Annotated in this window: 20 protein-coding genes and 2 tRNA genes; 11 read left to right on the top strand and 11 right to left on the bottom strand. The window is 40.1% G+C overall.

The annotated features are described in order from the left end of the window. The first annotated feature begins 248 nt into the window (after nt 1-248). The 3 genes from tsf (at nt 249) to B4G94_RS18565 (ending at nt 3,180) form a co-directional block, all read left to right on the top strand. The gene (gene tsf, locus B4G94_RS18575; RefSeq protein WP_108636732.1) at nt 249-1,085 is read left to right on the top strand and encodes a translation elongation factor Ts; all 837 of its coding nucleotides are present in this window, start codon (nt 249-251) and stop codon (nt 1,083-1,085) included. A gap of 216 nt (nt 1,086-1,301) precedes the next feature. Further along, a complete protein-coding gene (locus B4G94_RS18570; RefSeq protein WP_108636892.1) occupies nt 1,302-2,165 on the top strand; it encodes an SDR family oxidoreductase in 864 nt (287 codons plus the stop codon). A 190-nt stretch (nt 2,166-2,355) separates the two neighbouring features. Continuing rightward, nucleotides 2,356-3,180, top strand: coding sequence for a helix-turn-helix domain-containing protein (locus tag B4G94_RS18565; RefSeq protein WP_286860838.1), 825 nt, complete (start codon nt 2,356-2,358; stop codon nt 3,178-3,180). On the opposite strand, the gene B4G94_RS18560 is transcribed toward B4G94_RS18565, so the two are convergent. Then, nucleotides 3,177-3,437 (bottom strand): hypothetical protein, encoded by a 261-nt coding sequence (locus tag B4G94_RS18560; protein WP_286860834.1) that lies wholly within the window; start codon nt 3,435-3,437, stop codon nt 3,177-3,179. The genes B4G94_RS18565 and B4G94_RS18560 overlap by 4 nt on opposite strands. 205 nt (nt 3,438-3,642) lie before the next feature. On the opposite strand from B4G94_RS18560, the gene B4G94_RS18555 reads away from it, so the two are divergent. From B4G94_RS18555 to B4G94_RS18545, 3 genes are all read left to right on the top strand, one after another. After that, a complete protein-coding gene (locus B4G94_RS18555; RefSeq protein WP_286860831.1) occupies nt 3,643-4,032 on the top strand; it encodes a hypothetical protein in 390 nt (129 codons plus the stop codon). A 148-nt stretch (nt 4,033-4,180) separates the two neighbouring features. Continuing rightward, nucleotides 4,181-4,957 carry an ABC transporter ATP-binding protein gene (locus B4G94_RS18550; RefSeq protein ID WP_286860828.1) on the top strand — a complete coding sequence of 259 codons (777 nt, stop codon included), beginning with the start codon at nt 4,181-4,183 and terminating at the stop codon, nt 4,955-4,957. A gap of 1 nt (nt 4,958) precedes the next feature. Then, nucleotides 4,959-6,638 (top strand): hypothetical protein, encoded by a 1,680-nt coding sequence (locus B4G94_RS18545; RefSeq protein ID WP_286860825.1) that lies wholly within the window; start codon nt 4,959-4,961, stop codon nt 6,636-6,638. Between the two features lie 54 nt (nt 6,639-6,692). On the opposite strand, the gene B4G94_RS18540 is transcribed toward B4G94_RS18545, so the two are convergent. From B4G94_RS18540 to B4G94_RS18530, 3 genes are all read right to left on the bottom strand, one after another. Further along, on the bottom strand, nt 6,693-8,609 hold the full coding sequence (locus B4G94_RS18540) for a peptide-N-glycosidase F-related protein (RefSeq protein ID WP_286860823.1): 1,917 nt from the start codon (nt 8,607-8,609) through the stop codon (nt 6,693-6,695). 120 nt (nt 8,610-8,729) lie between these two features. Beyond that, a tRNA-Met gene (locus B4G94_RS18535) sits at nt 8,730-8,803 on the bottom strand. Between the two features lie 292 nt (nt 8,804-9,095). Beyond that, nucleotides 9,096-9,169: transfer RNA gene (locus B4G94_RS18530), tRNA-Met, on the bottom strand. Nucleotides 9,170-9,234: 65 nt separating this feature from the next. Here B4G94_RS18530 and B4G94_RS18525 point away from each other — a divergent pair. From B4G94_RS18525 to B4G94_RS18505, 5 genes are all read left to right on the top strand, one after another. Next, a complete protein-coding gene (locus B4G94_RS18525; protein WP_028070596.1) occupies nt 9,235-9,612 on the top strand; it encodes an START-like domain-containing protein in 378 nt (125 codons plus the stop codon). Between the two features lie 101 nt (nt 9,613-9,713). After that, the gene (locus B4G94_RS18520) at nt 9,714-11,198 is read left to right on the top strand and encodes an LptF/LptG family permease (RefSeq protein WP_108636725.1); all 1,485 of its coding nucleotides are present in this window, start codon (nt 9,714-9,716) and stop codon (nt 11,196-11,198) included. A gap of 71 nt (nt 11,199-11,269) precedes the next feature. After that, nucleotides 11,270-12,484, top strand: a complete 1,215-nt coding sequence (locus B4G94_RS18515) for a bifunctional 3,4-dihydroxy-2-butanone-4-phosphate synthase/GTP cyclohydrolase II (RefSeq protein WP_108636724.1) — start codon at nt 11,270-11,272, stop codon at nt 12,482-12,484. A 119-nt stretch (nt 12,485-12,603) separates the two neighbouring features. Further along, on the top strand, nt 12,604-12,999 hold the full coding sequence (locus B4G94_RS18510; RefSeq protein WP_286860817.1) for a thiol-disulfide oxidoreductase DCC family protein: 396 nt from the start codon (nt 12,604-12,606) through the stop codon (nt 12,997-12,999). 161 nt (nt 13,000-13,160) lie between these two features. Beyond that, nucleotides 13,161-14,591, top strand: coding sequence for an NAD-dependent succinate-semialdehyde dehydrogenase (locus B4G94_RS18505; protein WP_286860815.1), 1,431 nt, complete (start codon nt 13,161-13,163; stop codon nt 14,589-14,591). Nucleotides 14,592-14,680: 89 nt separating this feature from the next. Here the strand turns inward: B4G94_RS18505 and B4G94_RS18500 are convergent, their stop codons facing one another. The 7 genes from B4G94_RS18500 to B4G94_RS18470 all read right to left on the bottom strand — a co-directional run bounded on the left by B4G94_RS18500 (nt 14,681) and on the right by B4G94_RS18470 (nt 24,042). Then, nucleotides 14,681-15,502 (bottom strand): DUF4476 domain-containing protein, encoded by an 822-nt coding sequence (locus B4G94_RS18500; protein WP_286860814.1) that lies wholly within the window; start codon nt 15,500-15,502, stop codon nt 14,681-14,683. Between the two features lie 57 nt (nt 15,503-15,559). Beyond that, a complete protein-coding gene (locus B4G94_RS18495) occupies nt 15,560-16,120 on the bottom strand; it encodes a CopD family protein (RefSeq protein WP_286860812.1) in 561 nt (186 codons plus the stop codon). A gap of 214 nt (nt 16,121-16,334) precedes the next feature. Beyond that, nucleotides 16,335-18,245: an MGH1-like glycoside hydrolase domain-containing protein gene (locus B4G94_RS18490; protein ID WP_286860810.1), complete on the bottom strand. Its 1,911-nt coding sequence runs from the start codon at nt 18,243-18,245 to the stop codon at nt 16,335-16,337. Beyond that, nucleotides 18,242-18,844 carry a lysine exporter LysO family protein gene (locus B4G94_RS18485; protein WP_286860809.1) on the bottom strand — a complete coding sequence of 201 codons (603 nt, stop codon included), beginning with the start codon at nt 18,842-18,844 and terminating at the stop codon, nt 18,242-18,244. The genes B4G94_RS18490 and B4G94_RS18485 overlap by 4 nt, the downstream gene beginning before the upstream one ends. Beyond that, nucleotides 18,834-19,109, bottom strand: a complete 276-nt coding sequence (locus B4G94_RS18480) for a LysO family transporter (protein WP_282252399.1) — start codon at nt 19,107-19,109, stop codon at nt 18,834-18,836. The genes B4G94_RS18485 and B4G94_RS18480 overlap by 11 nt, the downstream gene beginning before the upstream one ends. 5 nt (nt 19,110-19,114) lie before the next feature. Further along, nucleotides 19,115-20,638: a RagB/SusD family nutrient uptake outer membrane protein gene (locus tag B4G94_RS18475; protein ID WP_286860808.1), complete on the bottom strand. Its 1,524-nt coding sequence runs from the start codon at nt 20,636-20,638 to the stop codon at nt 19,115-19,117. Nucleotides 20,639-20,679: 41 nt separating this feature from the next. After that, on the bottom strand, nt 20,680-24,042 hold the full coding sequence (locus B4G94_RS18470) for a SusC/RagA family TonB-linked outer membrane protein (protein WP_286860806.1): 3,363 nt from the start codon (nt 24,040-24,042) through the stop codon (nt 20,680-20,682). Between the last annotated feature and the right edge of the window lie 21 nt (nt 24,043-24,063).

The following is a 24,063-nucleotide window of genomic DNA, read 5'->3' as shown; positions in this document are numbered from 1 at the left end:
GTGAAGCTTCAGAAGCTAAACGTCCTCGCAAAGCGAAAGACGGAGAATAATATTTTTATTCCAAACCGGATAGCGTAGCGTTAGTTTCTGGAAAAGATTACTTTTCTTGAACTAGCCTATCTGTCCGGTTTTTTGGTTTAACAACACTTGATGATCAAGGAATGTTAAACTTCATATTAGCTTAACATGCTTTAAGTTAATATTGTATAATATTTTCAGTAGTAAACAATAATAAAAAGAAATAAAACATGTCAGTACAAATTTCTGCATCAGATGTAAACAAATTGCGTCAACAAACTGGCGCTGGTATGATGGATTGTAAAAAAGCTTTGGTTGAGTCTAATGGTGACTTTGAAGCTGCTGTAGATTACTTGCGCAAAAAAGGTGCTAAGGTAGCTGCTAGCCGTCAGGATCGCGACTCTAACGAAGGCGTTATCATCGCTAAAGCAACTGCTGATGGTAAATCAGGTATCGTAGTTGAAGTAAACTGTGAAACTGACTTCGTAGCTAAAAACTCAGATTTCGTAGCTTTCGCAGAAAAAATCGCAGACCTAGCATTGAACAACAAACCAGCTTCTTTGGAAGAATTAAAAGGTTTGGAACTTGATGGCAAGAAAATCGCTGATGCTTTGATTGAGCAAACTGGTGTAATCGGAGAGAAAATCGACGTTTCTAAATACGAAACAATCTCTGCTGAGAAAGTAATCGCTTATATCCACGGTAACTACCGCTTAGGTGTATTAGTAGGTCTTTCTGCAGATGCAGCTGGTGCTGAAGAAGCGGGTAAAGATGTTGCAATGCAAATCGCTGCAATGAACCCTATTGCAATTGATAAAGATGGTGTTGATCAAAACACAATTGAGCGTGAAATCGCTATCGCGAAAGAACAAATCATTGCTGAAGGAAAACCAGCAGATATGGCTGAGAAAATCGCTCAAGGTAAATTGAATAAATTCTTCAAAGACACGACTTTGTTGAACCAAGAATTTGTAAAAGATTCTTCTAAAAATATCGCTCAATTCTTGGATTCAGTTTCTAAAGGATTAACAGTAACTGCTTTCAAACGCGTACAATTAGGCGCATAAGCCAGTTCCCTTTCTAGCAATAGATCGGTAAAATAAAAACAGGGATTATTCACAAAATAGTCCCTGTTTTTATATATAGAGGCTCACCCCTTACAAGCCCATCTCCTTATCAATTGCTATCAGCCTTTCGTGTTTCCCTGTCTTTCAGCTACCGCTTTTTTTTTCATTCAAATTTATGTAACTTAATCATACATAAAAACGAAATAAGATATGGGCATGCTAAAAGAAGATTCACTAAAAGGCAAACGCATTTTAATTACCGGCGGCGGTACCGGGCTAGGAAAAGCGATGACTGATTATTTCTTGGAGTTAGGTGCTTCCTGCCTGATCAGCAGCCGAAAGGATGATGTGATTCAACATACAGCAAGAGAATTGTCCGACAAACATCAAGGCAAATGCCTAGCCATAGCCGGCGATGTGCGGAATTATGAAGATGTAGAACGTGTAGTTGCTTACGGATATGAACAACTGGGCGGGATAGACATCTTAATCAACAACGCTGCCGGTAACTTTATATCCCCCACCGAACGCCTGAGTCATCGTGCTTTTGAGTCCGTCATTGGAATCGTTCTTCAGGGAAGTATAAATTATACATTGGCACTGGGAAAACGCTGGATCGAAAATAAGGATCAAAACAAAACGGTGCTCAGTATCGTAACCACCTATGCCTGGACGGGTTCAGGATACGTTGTTCCTTCGGCTACAGCCAAGGCCGGTGTCTTAGCCATGACAAGATCTCTTGCTGTCGAATGGGGCAAAAAAGGGATACGTTTAAACGCTATTGCCCCGGGGCCGTTTCAGACTTCCGGCGCTATGGAGCGCCTGCTTCCGGGCGAGTTGGGTGAACTTTTATCGCCGACCAAACGGATACCCCTCGGACGTCTAGGTCAATTAGACGAACTGGCAAATCTCGCCGCCTATCTGGTATCTGACTATTCGAGCTACATTAATGGCGATGTGATAACAATAGATGGTGGAGAATGGTTAAAAGGCGCAGGGGAGTTTAACGGTCTGGATATTATTCCCGAAGAACAATGGGACAACATTGAAAAAATGACGCGAAACGCAAAAAGTACCTAGTGATTTCCCTATTTCAAGAAAAATCTATTGTTTTCTGTAAAAATCAACGGATATAACACCAAAATAACGATATTTGGCTCCTCGATTCAGCTGGATTTACAGGATATATTGACATACGGCTAGACAGCTAAAGAAATATCATGGCATTCTGATTCATCAACAATTATAAAATAAAAGTTACATACGTCTAATGAGTTTATCCTTCCTACCCGAAAAAATCAAACATAAACAAAAGATAAATCTGCACGAATTAGGCTTTGATTTTGCCTTAGTTTATATCTCGGAAGGTCTCTTGGTATCGAAAAATACCGGAGCTAAATTTCTTAAAGAAAATTTACTTTTTCTGAACACTGGTTCAGAAATACTTGAAAGTAAGAAAGATTCAAGTGTATTTATTTTATATTTTTCAAGTCACTACTTCAAAGATCTGCATCATATACAGCAAAATTTTTGTCTGTCCCACAATCCACAGCATATTTTCAATTCGGAAACATTACTAAATAAAAGCCTGTCCCTAAAAAAAGAAAACCGCAAGATAATCGAAAAAGTCTTGTCGCTGATTTATCAACAGGCGGAATCTGAAGATGCGGCAACTTCCACATTTATCTTTCATCAAGTGATGTCGCTGTTTGCATTCATTGAAAATATATTAAAGGAACTGAACCTACCGGTCAATAAGTCCCGCGAAATGTCTGAGGAAATAGAGGCCTATATTCAACAGAACATCTATTTCCCTGACAAACTACAAATTAAAAATATAGCAGATCATTTTCAGATTTCAGCTAATTACTTTGGTGCTTTTTTTAAGAAAAGACAGCAGAAAAGCTACAAACTATACATTGATGATATCCGTATCCAACTTATTGAAGACAGGTTAGCGTCTAGCCAATACACAATGAAACAGATTGTAGATGAACTAGGCTTTAACGACGAAAGCCACCTCACCAACTTTTATAAGAAAAAAAGAAATACAACCCCAAGCGCTTACAAAAGATCGAAGAAAGGATCTAGCTAATGATCAAGCTGAATGACTCCATTGAGGTCGTTGTTCAATGACCGTTGTATTGCTTCGTCTAAAACCAATATCTTCTGTCCTTGAACTGTCTGCTCTGCCTCGCTATTGGTATTTGCCGGCGTGGAATTGAACGACTCCATTTTCATGGGAAAATAAATTGGGTTCTCATCTTCCGAACGCCCGATAGTCAACAGGATATTATACCCCTGTAGACGTAAACTCTGTAATGTCTGATAATTTAAACGCTTGAAAATCATAGTGGCCAATATTTACTGTTTTTAATTAAACATTATTGTTCTCAATTTGTTTGCTTTATCAGAATAAATTTTACGTTTTTATGACAGTTACTTCAAAACCATTTTCGGGGTAAAAAAAACAATGCATTTTCCTAATTATCAACATTAATTTTTAAAACTTTTTATCTTCTGACCTGTTTTATTACTGTAGATAAATCAGAAGATTATGGCTGGCACAGAACACAAAAAAACGAAGGGAAAGGTCGAATCAGATTATCCAGATTCAGAGCAAAACTTAGCTTATAATGAAGAGTTGGAAAGTTATGAACTGGATGTAGATGATAATGATCCGGATTATGATCATCCGGCAGATTATGATACACTATCTGAAGGGGCGATAGACGATGATTCCAGTTATGACGATTCCAACCCTTTTGTAGGCGATGAGTATGCAGACCGCGAAGATTTGGAGGAAGAGGATCTCGAGGATGCACATATGCGTATAGATACCTTCAAACATGACCGTTTATCCCCATTGGATAAAAAATTGGCCGAGAACGAAGAAGATTTGAGAGCGGATCTTGATGAAGAGGGATATCCAAAAAATGATAGGTAGTTTTCCGATTATAAAGTAGTTTTGAAAGGAGTCTTAGGACTCCTTTTTTTGTATATTACATTTTTGCAAAGAAATATGGGATTCAGCATTCAAATAAAGTGTGTAACTCTGTATTTTTATGTAAGTTTATGTTGAAAGATTTAAATACATGGAAAGTACCTTACCGCTCATTCGTATTATTGACCTAAAAAAATCATACGGAACTAAAGAAATTTTAAAAGGAATCAATCTGGATATATTCCCGGGCCAGGTCATCGGTTATATAGGCCCCAATGGGGCAGGAAAATCCACGACAGTCAAGATCTTGACAGGCTTGATCGAAGATTTTACTGGTCAGGTCGAAATCAATGGTATCGATATTCAAAAAGATCCTCTTTCGATAAAATCCCAGCTCGGATACGTCCCCGAAAATGCAGAGCTGTACGAAGTCCTGACTCCGATGGAATACCTTGATTTTGTCGGAAAATTATATGGTATGGAAGACGATACAATTCAAGAGCGTTCCTTAAAATTATTAAGTGCATTTGGCCTGGCCGCAAATGCTACGAGTAGAATGGATACCTTTTCTAAAGGCATGCGTCAAAAAGTGCTTTTGATATCTGGCATTATCCATAACCCACAGATTATCATTCTGGATGAGCCTCTGTCCGGACTCGATGCCAACGCGGTGATTTTTGTAAAAGAACTCATATCACTGCTGGCCAAAGAAGGTAAAACTATTTTTTACTGTTCCCACATGATGGACGTCGTTGAAAAAGTTTCCGATAGAATCCTGTTGATCAATCAGGGAAGTATCATTGCCGATGGTACTATCAATGAACTGAAGTCGGATCCCAATGAATCACTCGAACACATATTCGCAAAATTAACCAATACCGATAACGGTGCATTGGATGCATCTAACATCATTAGCGCTATTCAATAATATGGAAAAATTTATCTTACGATTTATTCTTCTGTTTAAGGGTGTCTGGGAAAGCCTGGGTGTTAACTATACGCAGTTTAAAATTATTTTAGAAACAAAAGTTACCTTAGATAATAGAAAACCGATTACATTTAAGAAACGGAATGCAGGGAAATCCTCATCGTCCACCTCCATTATACAATTTATTATGTATATGATCATTGGCTTGATGTTCATGGTTATTCTCATCCTCATTCCAGATCGTTACTTAGCACTTTCCATTATGTTACTCTGTTTTACCAGCATGCTCAGCATTACATTGGTATCAGACTTTTCACCTATACTTTTAGACATTCGGGACCAGTACATTATTATGCCCAAGCCTGTTAGCGATAGGACTGTGGCTTTATCGCGAATAACATTTATCGCCATTAAGCTTTTCAATCAGATTATTGCATTATGCCTACCAGTAGTGGTTTATGTCTCATTTAACTGGGATATAACAGGCATTTTTCTATTGATTCTACAACTCCTATTGAGTACACTGATTGCCCTGGTTTTCGTTAACGGGTTCTATATGATCAGCATCAAATATCTCCCCATCCAAAAATTTAAGGATATTATTGCCTATATACAGATCGGACTTTCACTGGTCATTTTTCTAGCCTATTATCTTGGTCCCAATCTGATTCAAACAATCGTTGAGTCACAGCTGACAATTGAACAATTTAAATTTCTATGGATATTTCCCAGTACTTGGATCGCCTCTTTTCAGTCCTTGCTTCAGGGCAACCATAGCCTACAGTCCATTATATTTTCCCTTTTGGGCTTAGTTGTTCCTTTCTTTGGTGTTTATGCTTGTACAAAATTATTTTCCAAAGGTTTTAATGCCAAAATAGCCGCTCTTGCAAGTGGTGATACACCTTTATCTGAAACCGATCAGGCAATTTCACACACCAATACAGGACGACCATTCTATAAAAAATTGGGAGCCGGCGTATGCTCATCTCCGCTCGAAGAGGCTGGATTTAGTATTGTATGGCTTATAAGTGCAAAAACAAGAGAATTTAAACAGCAGCTCTATCCATCCTTAGCTTATCTGCCCATCTATTTTATATTCCTGTTTTTACGGACCGATGAGGGGCTGCCATTTGTAGAGAAGCTGACCAAGCTAAGAGAATCGGGCTTATATATCATTATGTTTTATCTATCGCTGCTAACCATTTTAACGGTATTTCAGCTGATCACGCAGAGCAATAAATATAAAGCAGCCTGGATCTACTATGTTGCTCCAATGAACTGTCCGGGGCAATTTATGACAGGGGTACTTAAAGCCTGCCTCATTAAATATGTACTGCCATTTAATCTCTTGTTTCTCTGTATCTGTGTTCCATTATTCGGCATCGGTTCGATTAATGATTTATTGCTATCCTCAGCTGTCGGTGGGATAGAAAGTATTCTAATCATGCTCTTTCTGGTCAAAAATTATCCTTTTTCCAAAGCAAGTCAATCCAGTTCCAAAGCGCTGGTCAATTTATTGATTTTAGGCTTGCTGGGACTTTTAGGTTATCTCCATAAAGTGATTTTTCAATATGAACTATTGGTATGGGGTTTAGCGGCGCTTGGCTGGTTATTATTTTTTATTATGCTCAAATATCTCCAAAAAGACGATTGGAAAAGCCTCGCCTTTGATGACAATTAAGCAATTACATGAATACACAGGCTCCAATAGACGGAACTTGTGTATTTTTCACCATTACTTTTTATTGATCCGCCCCTTAAACCGGCTGATACCATCCATAAAAGCTTCTACAATTATCCTTCCTTTAGGAAGATGATTAAGATCGTAGTTGAACACGGCATTCTTAACAGCTTTATATTCGTGCTTTTGCCACTGCACACCGTCAACCGTTATCCGCACGGTCATATCGCTCAGCTTATTCGATACCACACTTAATTGCGTTTGATCAACCACAGATCTTGGATACAGGGAAAATGCATAACGAGCCTTTGTTGTATCCATTTCAAAACCCGAAACAGCCTTAAAGCTAAACATTTCTCCTATTCCACAATCACTTTCAAATGCATGAATAAGATTTCCTTTCAGATCAAAAACGCGAAGATAACCATCTCCTTTTTCGGGTTGTGCCCAAAACTGCAGTCCATTTCCAGCTGTATCTATCAGGCGAAAAGAGTAGTTGCCTTCAGCAATGCGTATCGTATCAGTATAAAGTGTGAGGGCAGTCAACTGTGCTGCCTTCTTTTGAAAAATTGTATCTTGCCGGGCATTCATTAAAAAAATACTGTTGTCTTGAGGTGTTTTATTTGTAAGAAATTTCAGAACAAATTCATTGGGAAATTTCTCTGGGGCCGTAAAAAAAGCTTTCATTTCATTGTCTTCCGACCATGCATCTTTCTTACCGTTCGGTTTGACAAGTTCTACATGAAAGACATTTTCACCGTCTTTTTCCTGAATTTCCCCGGGTAGCAACACATCTGCCACTTGATTAAAAGAAAGTTCTCCCCTCCAATGAAATGTTTTGGAAGGAAAGCCTTTAGTGCCGTACACTATTGTAAGCGAATGCAATGGATCCGCCCCGAGATTTCTAAAAGATATCCGTGGGCCAGAACTGGCTGGATTTAATCTTGAAAAACGTTGCTCGTCGTTTGGTACCATAATAGATTCGACGGCTACATCTATTTTTTGCTTGGGTTTCGAATAATGAAACAAATAAGCTGAGATATTTTCAACCGCCTGTATATTATCAGCGGCAGTATAGGGTTCCATGCGCAAAGCTGCAGTATGCCGTCCCGGCTTTGTGAATACATCAATTACATCGGGTTGCTGCAGATCACCCGGACACCAATACGCCCGATCAAAGATCCAGGTCCCGCCTTGTGGGTATAAAGGGTTATCGCCACACTTTTTCCACATATCCCGTAGGTCAACAACCTTTCCATCGAGCATGAATTCACGCCATCGCGTACAAAACTCGCTGCAACCACGAGGCTTGTCCATACCATGTCCAGTATGCTGAATACGTATCCGGCTTAAAGCGGCATGCCTCAGCGATTCGTAAGTCACCGGCGTTAAATTCTCTTCTATCTTCTCGTTGGGATCACCGTATTTATAGGCCCTGTTCCACAAAGTTGTTACACCCAGAGGAGTAACAACTGGAGGACCCGATAGAATTTCGAAATCTATGCTAAGTGCCCAACCTACAGTTTTATCCTCAAAACCCGAGTGTACATATACAATCTCAACACTATCCCGCAAAAAAGGGGCAAAGTCAGTTACATCTACCTGCCACTTCCAGTTCCACCCCTTGTTGTAAATGCTCCCATAAGGCGTAAGCATCCGGCCCAATTCGTAGTTGAGCTCCTCTCCTTTCGCTCCTCCTTTACGTCTCAATAGGATATGATCCAGATAATCCCAATGTGCTGTGTTCAAGCTATCAGGACTTCCCAAAGTGACATGCATAGTTATTTTTCTCACAGGGTATTCGGCCTGAGGAAATACGCCCCATGCAGGATAAGGATTTGCACCTTTAGCAGCATCACAAATAACAGTACTACGATTGTGCGTGACAACATGGGTTATTGCTTGCTTTTGCGCAATAGCATGAAAACCGATGATAAGCCACACTAGAATAAGAATAGGTCTGAAGTTCATTATAGTAATAGAATAAAAGGTAAGAAACGGTCCCACTTGACTTAAGGGGGATCGTCAGGATTATTCCAAAAATTTATTCAAAAAAAAGGAAAGTCTGAATATAGACTTTCCTTTTTTTAGTAGCGGGGAGCAGGATCGAACTGCCGACCTCAGGGTTATGAATCCTGCGCTCTAACCATCTGAGCTACCCCGCCGTTTCGGTATGCAAATATACCACTTCACCTGTCAATTCAAAAGATTTTTTTATTTTTTTTAAGGATTTATTACGACCAAAAAGCTATATCCCACACAACAAACTCATTCTTAACGAAGTAAAATAATGACTCAGTCGCAAAAAAAGTCGGGATAAGATGGTGAAGATTTTTAATTCAAAAAATTGTGAAAAAGCCTTCAACTTTTCACAAAAAAACTTGCAATAACAAAATAAATATGTATTATTACAAATAATAAGTTTATGCGATAGAAAGCAAAATGGAAAGAGATTTGTAGCGGGGAGCAGAATCGAACTGCCGACCTTTGGGTTATGAATCCAACGCTCTAACCATCTGAGCTACCCCGCCATTTTGGGAATGCAAATATAGCTTATTTTTGATTTAAACAAACTAAAATTTAAAAAAACATTTATATGGCAGATAAAATAAAATTCCAACTAGAATATATCATCAACTCTTCACCTAGAATTTTATTTCCGTATTTGCAAGAACCAAACGAACTGGCTCAATGGTTTGCAGATGATGTAAACTACAAAGACACTGTTTATACCTTCATTTGGGATGATGAACCGCATCGCGCAAAAATCGTAGCTTCCAAAGAAAACAAATCAGTGCGTTTTAAGTGGCTCGATGATGATCCATACTATTTCGATCTGGAGATAGATCAGGATGAGCTGACAAACGATGTTGCACTTAAAATAACAGATTTTGCTAAAGAAGAGGACTTGGAAAATAGAAAATTAATCTGGAAAAATTCAATCGTCTATCTTCAGAGTGTTATAGGTGCATAAAAAAACCTATCTTTGCAATATATTTTCACCAAGGGCTCTAAAAGAGCTCCTTGGCTGGAAGATGCTTTAATGTAAAGGCATCAATTTGCTTAGCGTCACGGATGAAAAAAGTTCATTTACTTATTCTTCAAGCTTTCATTAAACCATTCATCGTCACATTTTTTATTGTGATGTTTGTATTATTAATGCTTTTTCTATTCAAATACATTGATGATTTGATCGGAAAAGGATTTGAGTGGTACACCATTATGGAGCTTATTGGGTACCAATGCATTGTTCAAATTCAAATGGCAATGCCCTTATCCATGCTATTGTCTTCCATTATGACTTTCGGTAACCTTGGGGAAAGCTATGAGCTCGTGGCGATAAAGGCTGCGGGTGTATCGCTACGCAAAGCCATGACTCCCCTATTTGTACTTGTTGCAATTTTTGCCACAAGTTCCTTTCTATTTTCCGATTATATCTTACCGGTTGTCAACCTAAAAATGGGAACCCTATTGACTGATGTCCGCAATAAAAAAGCTGATTTTCTAATCAAACCGGGTATTTTTAACAATACAATACCGGGATACTCCATTCGTGCAAGAGGAAAAAATAAGGAAGGAACGATTCTATATGATCTGATGATTTATGATCATCGTGGAGGTAGTACAGCCAACAATGTTTTGATGGCTAAAGAGGGATACATTTATAATTCGCCTGACAACAGCTATATGATCCTCAAATTGAAGGATGGAATACGCTATGAAGAGTCGCGAACCAAGAACTCAAAAACATACGATCCACGCCAGCAATTCACACGCTTCAAGTTTAAGGAGACGGAACAGAAGTTTGACATGGGGAGTTTTCAACAGGGCAAAACGGATGAAAGCCTTTTTAAAAGCCACCATGCCATGCTGAATCTCAAGCAATTGGACATGTACATTGACTCGAACCATATCAAAATTGACAGTATGGGCAGGGCAATTACAAGAACCTTGGATACACGGTACAATATCTATTCAAAGTATTTTAATGCCGTTCAACCGGGGCAAGCTAAAGTAAAAGAAGCGAAAGTGAAGCCTTATAACGATTTAATAGCTGATCTAGTACAGCCTGAACAACGGACACAGGTCACCATGAATGCCCTGAGCCAGCTAAACTATTTAAAAGAAGATCTCAATAGCCGTACGCTCGAATTTAAGGACTACAAGACCAAAGATATTCGGTATCGGATCGAATGGCACAGAAAATTCACACTAGCGGTATCCTGTCTTCTTTTATTTGCTATTGGAGCACCTTTAGGCGCTATTATTAGAAAAGGCGGTCTCGGTCTTCCGGTCGTTATGGCCATCATCTTCTTTTTAATTTATCATATCATCTCTACTGTCGCCGAAAAAACAGCCAAAGATGGTGCGATATCGTCAGCTGTGGGTATGTGGATGGCCATTATCATATTGACGCCACTAGCGGCATTTTTAACGTATAAATCAACCACAGATTCAGCACTATTTGATATAGATCAGTATAAATTAAAAGCTGAAGCAGCCTGGAAATGGATCAAAGAGAAATTTGGTAAAAAGAATAAATTAAAGGAGTCCCATTAGATTTGTGACAGCCTTATTATAAATAAAATTAGATTCTACACTAACTTTGTATCAATACAATTTAACAATAAATGGAATTCAAATTAAACACGATCGAAGAAGCGATCGCTGATATACAGGCAGGAAAAGTAGTTATCGTCGTAGATGACGAAGATCGTGAAAATGAAGGTGATTTCGTCACCGCCGCCCGCAACGCAACTCCCGAAATTATCAACTTTATGGCAACCCATGGCCGGGGTTTAGTATGTGCTCCTATTACTAAAGAAAGAGCTGATGCTTTACATCTTGACCTTATGGTGGGGCAAAATACAGCCATTTACGAGACTAATTTCACCGTTTCTATTGACTTACAAGGATATGGCTGTACAACAGGGATCTCAGCATCTGATCGTTCAAAGACCATCAAGGCAATGATCGACCCAAATATTCACTACGAAGAGTTGGGCAGACCGGGACATATCTTTCCATTGATTGCTAAAGACGGTGGTGTATTGCGCCGTACAGGACATACCGAAGCAACTGTTGACCTTGCTCGTTTGGCAGGTTTTGAACCAGCAGGTGTATTAGTCGAAATCTTAAAAGAAGATGGTGAAATGGCAAGACTGCCAGAATTAATGGAAGTTGCCAAAAAATTTGATCTAAAAATTATCAGTATTGAGGACCTTATTGAATACCGCTTAAAACACGATTCATTGATCAATGAAGAAGTAACGGTCAATATGCCTACGCAATATGGTGATTTTCAAATGAAAGCTTTTACACAAAAAGATACTGGTGAACAACATCTTGCCCTTTATAAAGGAGAATGGAACGAAGATGAACCTATTCTTGTCCGTGTTCATAGTTCTTGTGTGACAGGCGACATTTTTGGTTCTTGCCGTTGCGACTGTGGACCTCAACTTCACAAGGCAATGGAAATGATCCAAGAAGAAGGAAAAGGAGTGATTGTCTATATGAATCAGGAAGGCCGTGGTATTGGACTAATCAATAAATTGCATGCTTACAAATTGCAAGAGAATGGATTGGATACTGTTGATGCCAATGTACAACTTGGATTTAAAGCTGATTTGAGAGACTATGGTGTAGGAGCACAGATCCTGCGAAACCTCGGGGTAACTAAAATGCGTCTGATGTCCAATAACCCAACAAAACGTGCAGGACTGGTCGGTTATGGTTTGGAAATAGTAGAAAACGTTCCAATTGAAATAACAGCGAACCCCTACAATGAGGAATATCTGAAAACAAAAAGGGATCGTATGGGTCATACCATTATGAAGAACTTATAATAAAGATCGAAAAGAATTTCAAAAAGCGGTGTTTTTCTAGGAAAAAACACCGCTTTTTTTATGAAAGATGTGATGTTATCATGGCAGTACTTTCGGGAAATTGACGTAACTTTATACTAATGGATACGCAACGGAAACATATCATCTTTTTTGACGGTGATTGCTTAGTTTGTAATCGTTTTGTTCAAATTCTATTGAAAATAGATACCAATAATAGGTTTCTGTTTAGTTCCTTACAGTCTGACTTCGCTAAAAATAGTTTAAATGCGATTCCAAAAAATATAGATTCCATCATTTATTTATCACCTACAGGTAGTTATATCAAAAGCGAGGCGATATTGAATATCTGCAAAACATTAGGCCTTCCCTATTCAATCGTCTATTTTTTAAAAATACTGCCAAAAAAATGGCGTGACGCAGGTTACGATTACTTTGCAAAAAATCGCTACAAATGGTTTGGCACAAATAAGTATTGTACGGTTCCCAATGAGCAACAACGAAAAAAATTCGTCTAGATAAGCTTCCCATAAAATCGTTTGTTTGCGAAACAATAGGCATAAGAATTTTGTTCCAACAGAAGCTGCTTTAACAGGCAGGCCAAGATGATATGTCCACAAGAATAAATAAGTAAGGGGCACATGTAAAAGCGATGCCTTAACAAAAAATAATGAATTCAATGAAAAACCCACTCTTAATTGACAAAGCCTATATAAACGGAAAATTCATCACATCAAAAAATACGTTTGATGTCGTCAACCCCGCCACTGGAAAAACAATCGCAGCCTTACCTGATTTAAAGGTTGCAGATTGCACAAAAGCCATACAGGCTGCTGATAAAGCTTGGAAAAGCTGGAAAAACACGACAACTTCGGAACGATGTACTATTGTTCGCAATTGGTATAATCTTATTCAACAAAATAAAGACCTGCTTGCTGAAATTATGACACTAGAGAGTGGAAAACCGCTCAATGAATCGAAAGTAGAAGTAGATTACGGGAATTCATTTGTTGAGTGGTTTGCCGAAGAAGGTAAGAGGGCCTATGGCGAGACTATCCCCGTTCAGAAAAAAGGCACACGAATGATGACAATCCGACAGGGAGTTGGTGTCGTTGCCGCGATTACACCATGGAATTTCCCTTTGGCCATGATCACCCGAAAGGTCGCTCCGGCACTCGTTGCAGGTTGTACTGTAGTACTCAAACCTGCGTCCCAAACGCCTTTATCTGCAATCGCATTAGTCAAACTAGCCGAAGAAGCAGGTCTGCCAAAAGGTGTTTTTAACGTGATTACCGGAAAGGACAGCGCTGGTATCGGAAAGGAACTTGCCATCAACGATCTGGTCAGAAAACTCTCTTTTACGGGGTCTACTGAAGTCGGCAGGACATTGATCGAACAGTCCGCCTCAAACATTAAGAAAGTCTCCATGGAACTCGGAGGAAATGCACCTTTTCTTGTTTTTAATGACGCAGATATTGATGCCGCCGTGGAAGGTGCTATCGCCGGTAAGTTCCGTAATTCCGGACAAACCTGCGTCTCAATCAACCGTTTTTTAATCCAGGAAGATATATACGATGCTTTCGCCACAAAGCTCACTCAAGCTGTAAGTCAACTAAAGGTGGGCAACGGCTTAGACAAGGGGGTTCAAGTTGGACCTTTGATCAATGCCAAAGGTTTGGAAAAAGTACAGCATCACGTCCAAGATGCTCTAAAGCATGGAGCAGAACTGGCTACAGGAGGTAATGTGATCAAAGACCTCTTCTTCCAGCCAACTGTAGTGACCAATATCCCTAAAGAGGCCCTAATATTCCATGAGGAAACTTTCGGTCCAGTCTGCGCATTATTCAGTTTCAAAACAGAAGAAGATGGTATCGCCATGGCCAATCACACTGAATTTGGTCTTGCCTCCTATTTCTACAGTACCAATATCAATCGTTGTTTCCGTGTTGCCGAACAATTGGAGGCGGGCATGGTAGGCGTTAACACGGGATTAATATCAAATGCAGCAGCCCCATTTGGTGGGGTAAAACAATCTGGCGTCGGTCGTGAGGGATCAAAACATGGACTCGATGAATATATGGAATTGAAGTACATCTGTTTCGCCGAATAAATACGATATACTCATCTAAAAGGGGCTGCTTATGACACAAAATCCATTGTTGTTTGGAAATTTGACACAAATAGCCCCTTAGTTCGCAGTTAACGCTGAGTTTTAATAAATGCTGTCAATTTTTCCCGAGTTGAACTAAATGACAATGCATCGCCTACCTTATCGTAATTCTCTTTGTCCATACAGCTTGGATAGGCATATTTAGCAAAAGCCAATTTGTTGTCGTCTCTTATAAATAATTCCATGAGGTCTATGATTTCTGAACTGCGCAATCGTCTATTTTTCAATTCCTGCGCAGCGACCTGCAAACGATCCTGATCATTTTCTTTTTGATTGAGCAGATCATTCAACTGGTTCGCATCATTTTTATCCTGATAACCAGTATTGTCGATCGGATCTTCCTGATATTGTTGATTATTACTTCTATCATCCTCAGACTGGCCATATCGCTCGTATTGTTGTTGATCCCGATCGTATCTATCCTCATTGTAATCACCATCATCGTCGTTATCATCATCGTAGCTATCCCTGTTACGAGAATTATCATTATATCGACCTACAGGATGCATGGATTCCAGTACAATCCCTCGATTCCCCCCACGGCTGCTTACTGAAAATACAACATCCATATATTGACCTTTTCGGTTGACGAGCTGCACACCTCTTCCGTTTAAAGTTCTCTGCTGTCTGTTTGCAAATACGATACGCAAATTATATCTCGGGTTTTGCAAATTTGGCACACGAAGGTCAATCGACGGTCTATTATTGTACAAAACATTATTGATATAAAGAAAGAAGGGAACATCGGTCGAATAAATATTTAATGTTCCGCCATAAGGTCTATAACGTTGGGCGAATCCTCCAGTTGCAATAGCGAGCAACATGATCACGGTCAAAAGTCTCTTGTACATATTCCTTTTTCAATTTATAATCGTTCGACTAACTAGAATAGAAAAGGATTAAGAAAACTAAGAATTTAACGTTTTGTTCGAATTACTTTTATTTCTGAACTTTTTGTAGAGCTTCACAGCTATCATTAAGGAGATCGACAATATTAAAAGTCCGAGGACACCAAATATCCAATTGAGAGCAGACTTTAATACAACGGTAAATACGATTGCGAATAATAAGACGGTCGCCAGCTCATTCCAAAGGCGCAATTTGGTCGAGGACCACGTCGATGATTCCCCTTTTAACTGAAACATAATACGTTGGCAAGCGAAATGATAAAGGATCAACCCTAATACAAAAGTAAGCTTAACATGCATCCAGCCCATGGTCAATAATCCCGGATTAATATACAGCATAACGAGGGCAGCCACAATGGTGAGATACATGGCAGGTGTCGTGATGATCCACCACAATTTACTCTCCATCAGTATAAACTGTTTATGCAAAACCCCATACTCTTCTGCAGATTTGGATTTAGCTTCGGTATGGTAAATGAATAAGCGAACAATATAAAATAATCCAGCCATCCAACAAACCACAAAGATAATATGAACTGCTTTTGCGTATAAATAGACCATGGATACAAAAATAAGAAAAGTTAGGGGCAATCAATAAAACTAGGCTTCAATTAGATAAATCTTACATATAGTATACAAAAAGACAAAAGTTCATCTCTATTACATAACTATAGTTTTCAGTAATGCATATTAAATAAACAACGCTTCAAATCCGGCATAGATCGTACAACTTACCAGATCCGAAGTGTTGTTATCTCTACTATTTTCAACCTATCTATTTTTTCTGCTGAGAAGTTTTCAGTTCCTTATATAACAAAAATAAGTGAGCAGCAGACCAGCTAAAATGTGGTGCTTTGAGCCTTTTGCCTGTCCGGGCTTCATAGTTTTCATGAATTGGTCCATGACCGGATAATCCCTCCAGTCGCTCAAAGACCTGTTTGGTATACAGATCGGCTTCCTTTTGATAACCGTATTTCCTTAAACCAGAAATGGCGAAATAGACCTGATCCAACCAAATAGGCCCGCGCCAGTATCCCCTATCCATGAATTTGGCGTTGTCTAGGGCAGCAGTAGGAAAAGGTACAAAGGAGGCAAATTTACTGGTATCCTTCATTACACGAACCACAGCCTCAGCTTGTGGCACAGTAGCTAAACCTGTCCACAACGGTGACCAACCTTCGGGACCAAAACATGGGATAAGCGCTCCATCCAGTTTGCGGTCAAAATAATATCCTTGCTCTTGATCGAAGAAGTAGTCCATGGCAAGGTAGGGTTCTTTTTTCCCCCGAAATGGCACACTGAGCAATTCCGCAAAATGCAGCAGATATTTTCGTTCCAGCTCGAGATAAGCACTGAGCTCCACAGACTCTTGATTCATGCTCCAGGCACCTTCTTCATTCCATAACATCTGGGTACTGTCGTACCGAATAGCGTTGTCCATACCACTTTCCCACTTAGCAGCTTCCAATGTTCCATCTGTGGCTCCGTACTCACAAATACCATTTTTATTGTGATCCCGGTAACGGAACCACCATTGATGGTACAAGACCAGTTTATCGTACATTTCCCGTACAAACGATAGGTCATGATCGGCTTCATAGATCGCATTAACGGCCCAGGCAGCCAATGGCGGTTTGGAATCACGGTAATTATTTTCGCGATGATCCGTGTAGATACAATCGGCAATCATGCCGACGCTATCCTGAAAGTCAAACATAGCGCGAACCTGATCTTTCGCCAAAGCGGGATCTATCTGCGCCAATGCAACGGCATGCTTCCATGAATCCCAGGCCCAAAATCCAACAAAGTAGTCGGCTACATGTGAAGGAACCACACCATCATGTTTTAATTCCTTTTTTGCACTCCGCCAATTGCTCATCAGCGTCATTATGCTTTTTACCATAATGCGATGTTCCTGCATGGACAGTTCCCGACGAGTATTTGAGCTGATATAATTCGCCCAGCGTGCTGTATGTTGTATGCTCAAAGCCTTGCTTTGCTCAACAGCGGTTTTTGTTGCCACAAGTGCTTTTTCTAAGGTAATCGGGTTGGCATAATGGGTCAGGACAATCTCTGTATCTGCTTTTTCTAAACAAGCTTCATATTTTCCCTGATCACAGTTTAGGTTCACACCAGCCTCAAAAGACAGTAAAAGAAGTTCTCCATTTGGAAGTTTTGACCATAGCGTATTGCCTGCCAGTGTCCATTTCCCCTGATTGAGATTGCCATATATCCATAGTACTTTTGATGCTTTGTTTTTAATATGCAATATGGCTGTTGTTGACGAGACCTGTTTTAAAGTTTGTTCTACTTCCATATCCTTTCCCCGCAAACGCATCCACAGTCGATCTGGATAATAACAGCTGCTGTCACGGCTCAGTAGATTTTTTTCTCCTGTCGGAGCCGTTCCAATCTGCAGCAGTGCACTACTTAACCAGGTACGCCCATCTAGATCATAAGGTCCACAAAAACCGGTCACGGTTTTATTTTCATGGATGCCAAATCCGATCCAAGCCCCGCGGTCAGTATAAAAGGGATTTGTTCGGCGAGTGGAACCTTCTGGTTGCTGCTCGACCATTAACAAACCGCCATAGGCATCCATTTTAGGTGACTTGACCGTATTGCATCCTATCAAAGTCAAACAAAAACTAATTGTACCCCACAAGGTTTTGATCTTATTTCTCATAAATAACAAAAAAAAGTAACTAAAAAGGGCACACTGAGGTCAATCAAAATACCATGAATGATCGCAACGAGAACATATTGTTTGCCGGAACATTGTGTGATAATGGGTAATGCAGTATCCATACTTGTGGCTCCGGCAACAGAAATCGGTGCCAATGGGCCAAACCATTTTCGAGCTAATGGAGCCATTAATAGCGCCAATAGTTCACGCATCAAATTCGACATCAACGCTATGGTTCCTAATGTGACACCCTTATATTGTGTAATAAAAATACTTGATAAAGAGTAGTAACCGAATCCAGATCCCACCGCCATGCTTTCAGCAGCATTCCAGTCGCGGATAAAGAAACTGATGATAAACGTACCTAACAATGTTCCAACGATAGTTGCCAGGGGAACGAGTACGATGCTTAAATTAACTTTTCGTAGAGATACCAAGAGTTCCCTATCATAACCAATGGTAACCCCGACCAAAACCATCAGTGCATAGAGGACATAAGTATTCCATTCTTCTTTCAACAATTCGGCTGGAATAATTCCCTTGAAACCGACAAAAACACCCACGATAAAAAATGCGAGAATGATCAAACTACCTTTCATGTTTGCTAAAGAATAAACGATAAACGAACCATGAGCAAAGAACACTTCCAGCGACCCCGGCCAATGTGATCAGTATAGCTTGCAACCCCAATGTATCCAAATTGTCTACTATTTTTGGATTTTGTCCGACCTCTCGTCCCAAAAGAAACAGTAAGGCAAATATGACCAGTCGGACAAGAATACCTGTATGTTTAAGAATAGGAAAGGACCGAAGTCCTATCCCTATTCCTACACCTAAAAGCATGATAAAAAAAACGGTAAACATGCTCCTTAATTAATTTTATCATTTGACTTGATCTCCAATAATGGGACAGGATAAAAGTTGTGCTTAGCCGGATCGAAACTATTTCGCCCGATAGCTTGTAATGCTTCTTTCGCTTTTCCCCATCTTCTCATATCATAGAATCGGGTATTTTCCAAGGCAAACTCCACGATACGCTCATGTTCAATGCGTTTTTTAACTTCGGTAACAGGCAAATTCAAAGGGAGTGCTGGCATATCGGCCCGCTGGCGTACCTGATTGATCAAAGGAATAGCATCTGCAGGACGGTTACGTTCATTTAAGGTTTCAGCCAATAATAATAAAACATCAGCATAGCGCATCAACGGAAGATTGACTGCTGTGCGGGACTTATCTAAATCCGCTGCTGTTCGTGGCAAATACTTTCTGAAACTTGCCCGGTCAGATCCAGCCCCAAATATTTCATCGTAGGTAAAGCCATAAACTCCCCCATTCTTTAAATCATTAAAGTAAGGATCATTACAGAACACCGTCTGGTACATACGTGAGTCATAACGTCCTGTTGTAGCGATCTTACCCTCCTTTTTAAATTCGTTTAAGAGCATCTTGCTCGGTAAGATTTCATCCCAACCGCCCAGCTCCCCTACAGCGATCCACTTATGCAGAGCAGTACGGTAACTTGCGCCGTTAGCGGTATTATCGGTGAATTGAAGTTCAAAAATAGATTCAGCACTATTTTTATTGGTACCGTCAAACATCGACAGAAAATCCTTTTCTAGGCTATATCCAGATACTGCTTTAAAGGCCTGTTCGGCTTTCCCGAGAAGCTCGTCCTTTTTGGCTGTATTTTCATATGCTGAGGTTAAATAACTGTAGCCAAGGTAAGCATTCGCCGCCCCTCGGGTAGCTCGACCAACATTGGCTGCCTCCTGTTTCACAGGCAAATTGCCGACCGCAGCCTCCAGATCCCCGATAATAAAAGCCCACGCCTCATCACGTGTAGACAAAGCCTTGTTAATCTTTCCTTCACTGGTGATATATTGATCGCGGACGACAATCTTCTCCCAGTTGAGCAAGAGTTTTAAATGATAATAGGCGCGCAAGAACTTTGCTTCAGCAATAATCTGATTTTTCTTATTTGCGTCCATTTCAATCGGCGCGGTCTTCTCGATAACTTGATTTGCATAAGAAATACCGCGATAGGCTTTGCTCCAATAGGCCGTAAACTGACTGTTACCATTGGTATAGGTAAAATTATAGAGTTCTACCCAAGTTTGGTAGTTCAATGCATCACTACCGATTTCGCAAGCGTCCTCACGGTAGGCCTCCACCGGGAATTTTACCTCTGCAAATTCCCAGACATCAGTTGCGGCTTCCAACTGCGAATAGGCAGCAGAAAGTCCAGACTCTGCATCCTCGGCATTACGCCAGAAGTTATCTGAAGTAAGTTTGTCCGGTGATGTTAAATCCAATTTATCGCTGCAGGACAATGTCGTGCTTAGTGCACAAGCGATACAAAGAATCCATTTATAATTTGTTCTATTCTTTTTCATCTTCTAGTTTCTTTAATTATGATACAATAAATACCCAAGTCTTAAAATGTAAATTGAACTCCAAAGGAATAGGACTTGGTAAATGGAAAAATATAACGGTCTACCCCTGTATTTAACACGCTGGATTTATTGTTAACTCCAGATGGTGCAAACTCAGGATCAATTCCTTTGTATTTTGTCCAGGTATACATATTCTGTCCACTAATATAAAACCGTAGATTTTCTGAACGGATCGCATGTAACAGATTTTTAGGCAAAGTATACCCAATCTGCAGCTGACGTAGTCTAATAAAGTTACCCGATTCCAAAAAGCGTGTGGACTCACGGCTGTTTCCATTTGGATCTTGTAATACAGCACGCGGAACATCCGTATTACGGTTGTTTTCTGTCCATGCATTTAATGTACTGCTCAAAAAGTTTGATCCAGAACTCATGGCTTCAAAAAAGTACCTATTCCCGTTATAGAGTTTATGTCCCCAACCGCTTCCGATCAGTGCCGAAAAATCAAATCCCTTATAAGAGGTTCCAAGGTTCAGCCCCACCTCCAACTTGGGAATCCCCGTGCCACTATATTTTTTGTCTTCATCATCAATTACACCATTGCCATCAACATCGACAAAACGGATATCGCCCGGCTTGGCATTCTCTTGTAGTAATTTCCCATCCTTGTTGACATGTTTGTTTACCTCTTCCATGCTCTGAAAGATACCATCGGTTTGGTAAAGGAAGAATCCTCCGATCGGATATCCCACACGTGTCTGATTCGGAAAATGTTCGGTATCGAATTTTAGGCCATTTCCCAAAAGAATCTGGTCTTCATTAGCGAGGCTCACCACTTTATTTTTTAAAGTTGACAAGTTTAATCCAATATCATATTGAAACGCATTCTTCCGATTTGCATATTTGAGTTCAAGCTCAAAACCTGAATTTCGGATCTTTCCGACATTTAATGTCGGATCTTCCAAACCTGCAGAAGGAGCTACTTTCTTAGTGATCAAAAGATCATTGGTGGTCTTAATAAAGTAATTTACCGAACCTTTTAATACATTATTGAATAGACCAAAGTCAGCACCTATGTTTTTAGATTCCGTTGTCTCCCAACTCAACAGGCGGTTCTCAAGTCCCATTGCAGTACTACCGGGCCAAGGATTTCCACTTCCACGCACATATCCCATGTACAAATTATTGTAAGTACTGATCAGCGCCTGGTGATCGTAGTACCCCAAAGCGACCTCATTTCCGAGTTTTCCCCAGCTTCCCCTTAATTTCAGATTAGACACAAAAGATTCTTTCGGGAAGAATGATTCCTCATCGATCTTCCAGCCCAATGCAATTGAAGGAAAACTTCCATATCGACTATCCTTTCCAAATTTAGATGAGCCATCACGACGTAAGGTTAACTGTACAAGGTAACGATCAGCATACGAGTAATTGACCCGTCCAAAGATAGACATACGATTATAGTCATATTTAGAACCATCTGCGGAGAATGTTCCACCTTGTCCCGAACTGATCGTCATAAAATTTGGATCTAGAAACCCTTCTGCGCTTTCTTTAGTCACTAGTCCTCCATTTTCAACAGAATAGACAATCTTTTTGCCTTCTACCCCTACATTATTCCAATTGGATTCCTGCATATTCAACGAACTACCCAAAAGCGCGTTTAAGCTATGTTTTCCAAATTCTGTTTTATAGTTCAGGAGATTATCAAAGACCTGCTCCTGCCAATAGCTACGCCCTTCGGAATAAAAAGGAAATTCATAAGGATTCTTTTCATCAGAAGCAAATGGTGGATAATGGAAATAGTTCTGTGTATTAATCGCGTTAAAGGCATAACTTGTTTTAAAGGTTAAACCTTTCATAATATCTACACTAACAAAAGCATTTCCGGCGAAATCCTGTTTTTTTGTCCAACTCGTTTTATAATGCTCGTCGGCAACCACATTGACATTATTGGGAATTCCACCCCAATTTGTCAAACCAAAACCACCTTTTTCCGCAGTATCATAAACGGGTACCAAAGGCGAAATCATATAGGCTTCTTTTAGACTAAAGTTGGGGCCATGATATTTCGAATTCGTGTAGGCCATATTCCCTTCCACGGTAAAGATATTTTTCTTGGTTCCCAATTTCATACGGACATTTTCCTTTTTGAAATCGTTCGCGATAACGACACCTTTGTCATTACTTAAATTCGCGGACAGGGAATAGCGTGTATTATCTTGTCCACCCCTGATGGCGACACTATTCGCTGTAGAAAGTCCGGTACGGAACACCTCCTCTTGCCAATCGGTATTATGCGCTCCTGGCTTATTGATATAGTCAGGAAGTTTGACTGCTGTCGTAGCATATTTATTGTATTCATCATACATTTGACGATGCACCTTAATATATCCATCGGCATCGAGCACTTTTAGTCGATTAGACGTTTCTGTTACATTTGTAAAGCTATTGATGTCCACAAGAATTTTCCCGACTTTACCAGCTTTGGTTGTGACAATAACAACACCATTGGCCGCAACGGAACCATAAATAGCTGCGGCCGCTCCATCCTTAAGCACTTCCATACTTTCGATATCATTGGGGTTGACATTGCTGATTGCCCCGGGAAAACCATCTATGATATACAATGGTTCATTACTACCGAAGGTATTGACCCCGCGGATCTTGACTTGTACTCCCGCTCCGGCGATACCGCTATTTTTCTGCACATTGACACCGGCAGCCACCCCTTGTAACGCCTCAGCAGGGTTTGTCGTCGCGCGTTTTGCCAGATCTTTTGTATTGATACTCGCTATTGCACCCGTAACGTCCGATTTCTTTAACGTACCATATCCGATCACAACAACTTCATCAAGCTCTCTGTTTCCACTGTTTAAAGAGATGTTGATCTCTTTTCCAGGCTGAACATTAATTTGCTGGTTTTGATACCCGACATAGCTCACCTGCAGAAGATCTTTCATATTGACTTCTAAAGAGAAAGTACCTGATGCATCTGTTGCGACTGTCTTTCCGCTACTCACGGCATGTATACCCACTCCCGCCAACGGCTCCCCTTTCTCGTTTACGACGATTCCTTTTACTTGTCCGGTCTGCTGTTTATTCGCAACCTTGCGTTTTAATAAAATCCGTTTTCCCGAAATATCGTATGTGATCGAGCTCTCCTGCAATGCATCTTTCAGCAGTGCTTCCAAGCTGCTTGCCTGAGCATCATAGAAAAGTGGTGTTTTGACATCTACATCTGAATTACTGAACATAAATGAATAGCCAAACTTCTTTTCGACAATCTCAATGAGTGATTTAAGATCTGAAGACTCCTTTTTGCCCGATACCTGCTGTGCGTTTACCGCAAAGAAGGTCTGGCTGAGGAGTAAAAGACTCATCAGAATAGGTTTCTTTTTCATAATTTATGGTATATTTTGTTT

It is taken from the genome of Sphingobacterium sp. UBA7625, from assembly GCF_002484085.1.
GTDB classification, from domain to species: domain Bacteria; phylum Bacteroidota; class Bacteroidia; order Sphingobacteriales; family Sphingobacteriaceae; genus Sphingobacterium; species Sphingobacterium athyrii.
This window is presented reverse-complemented; position numbering and strand designations above follow the sequence as displayed.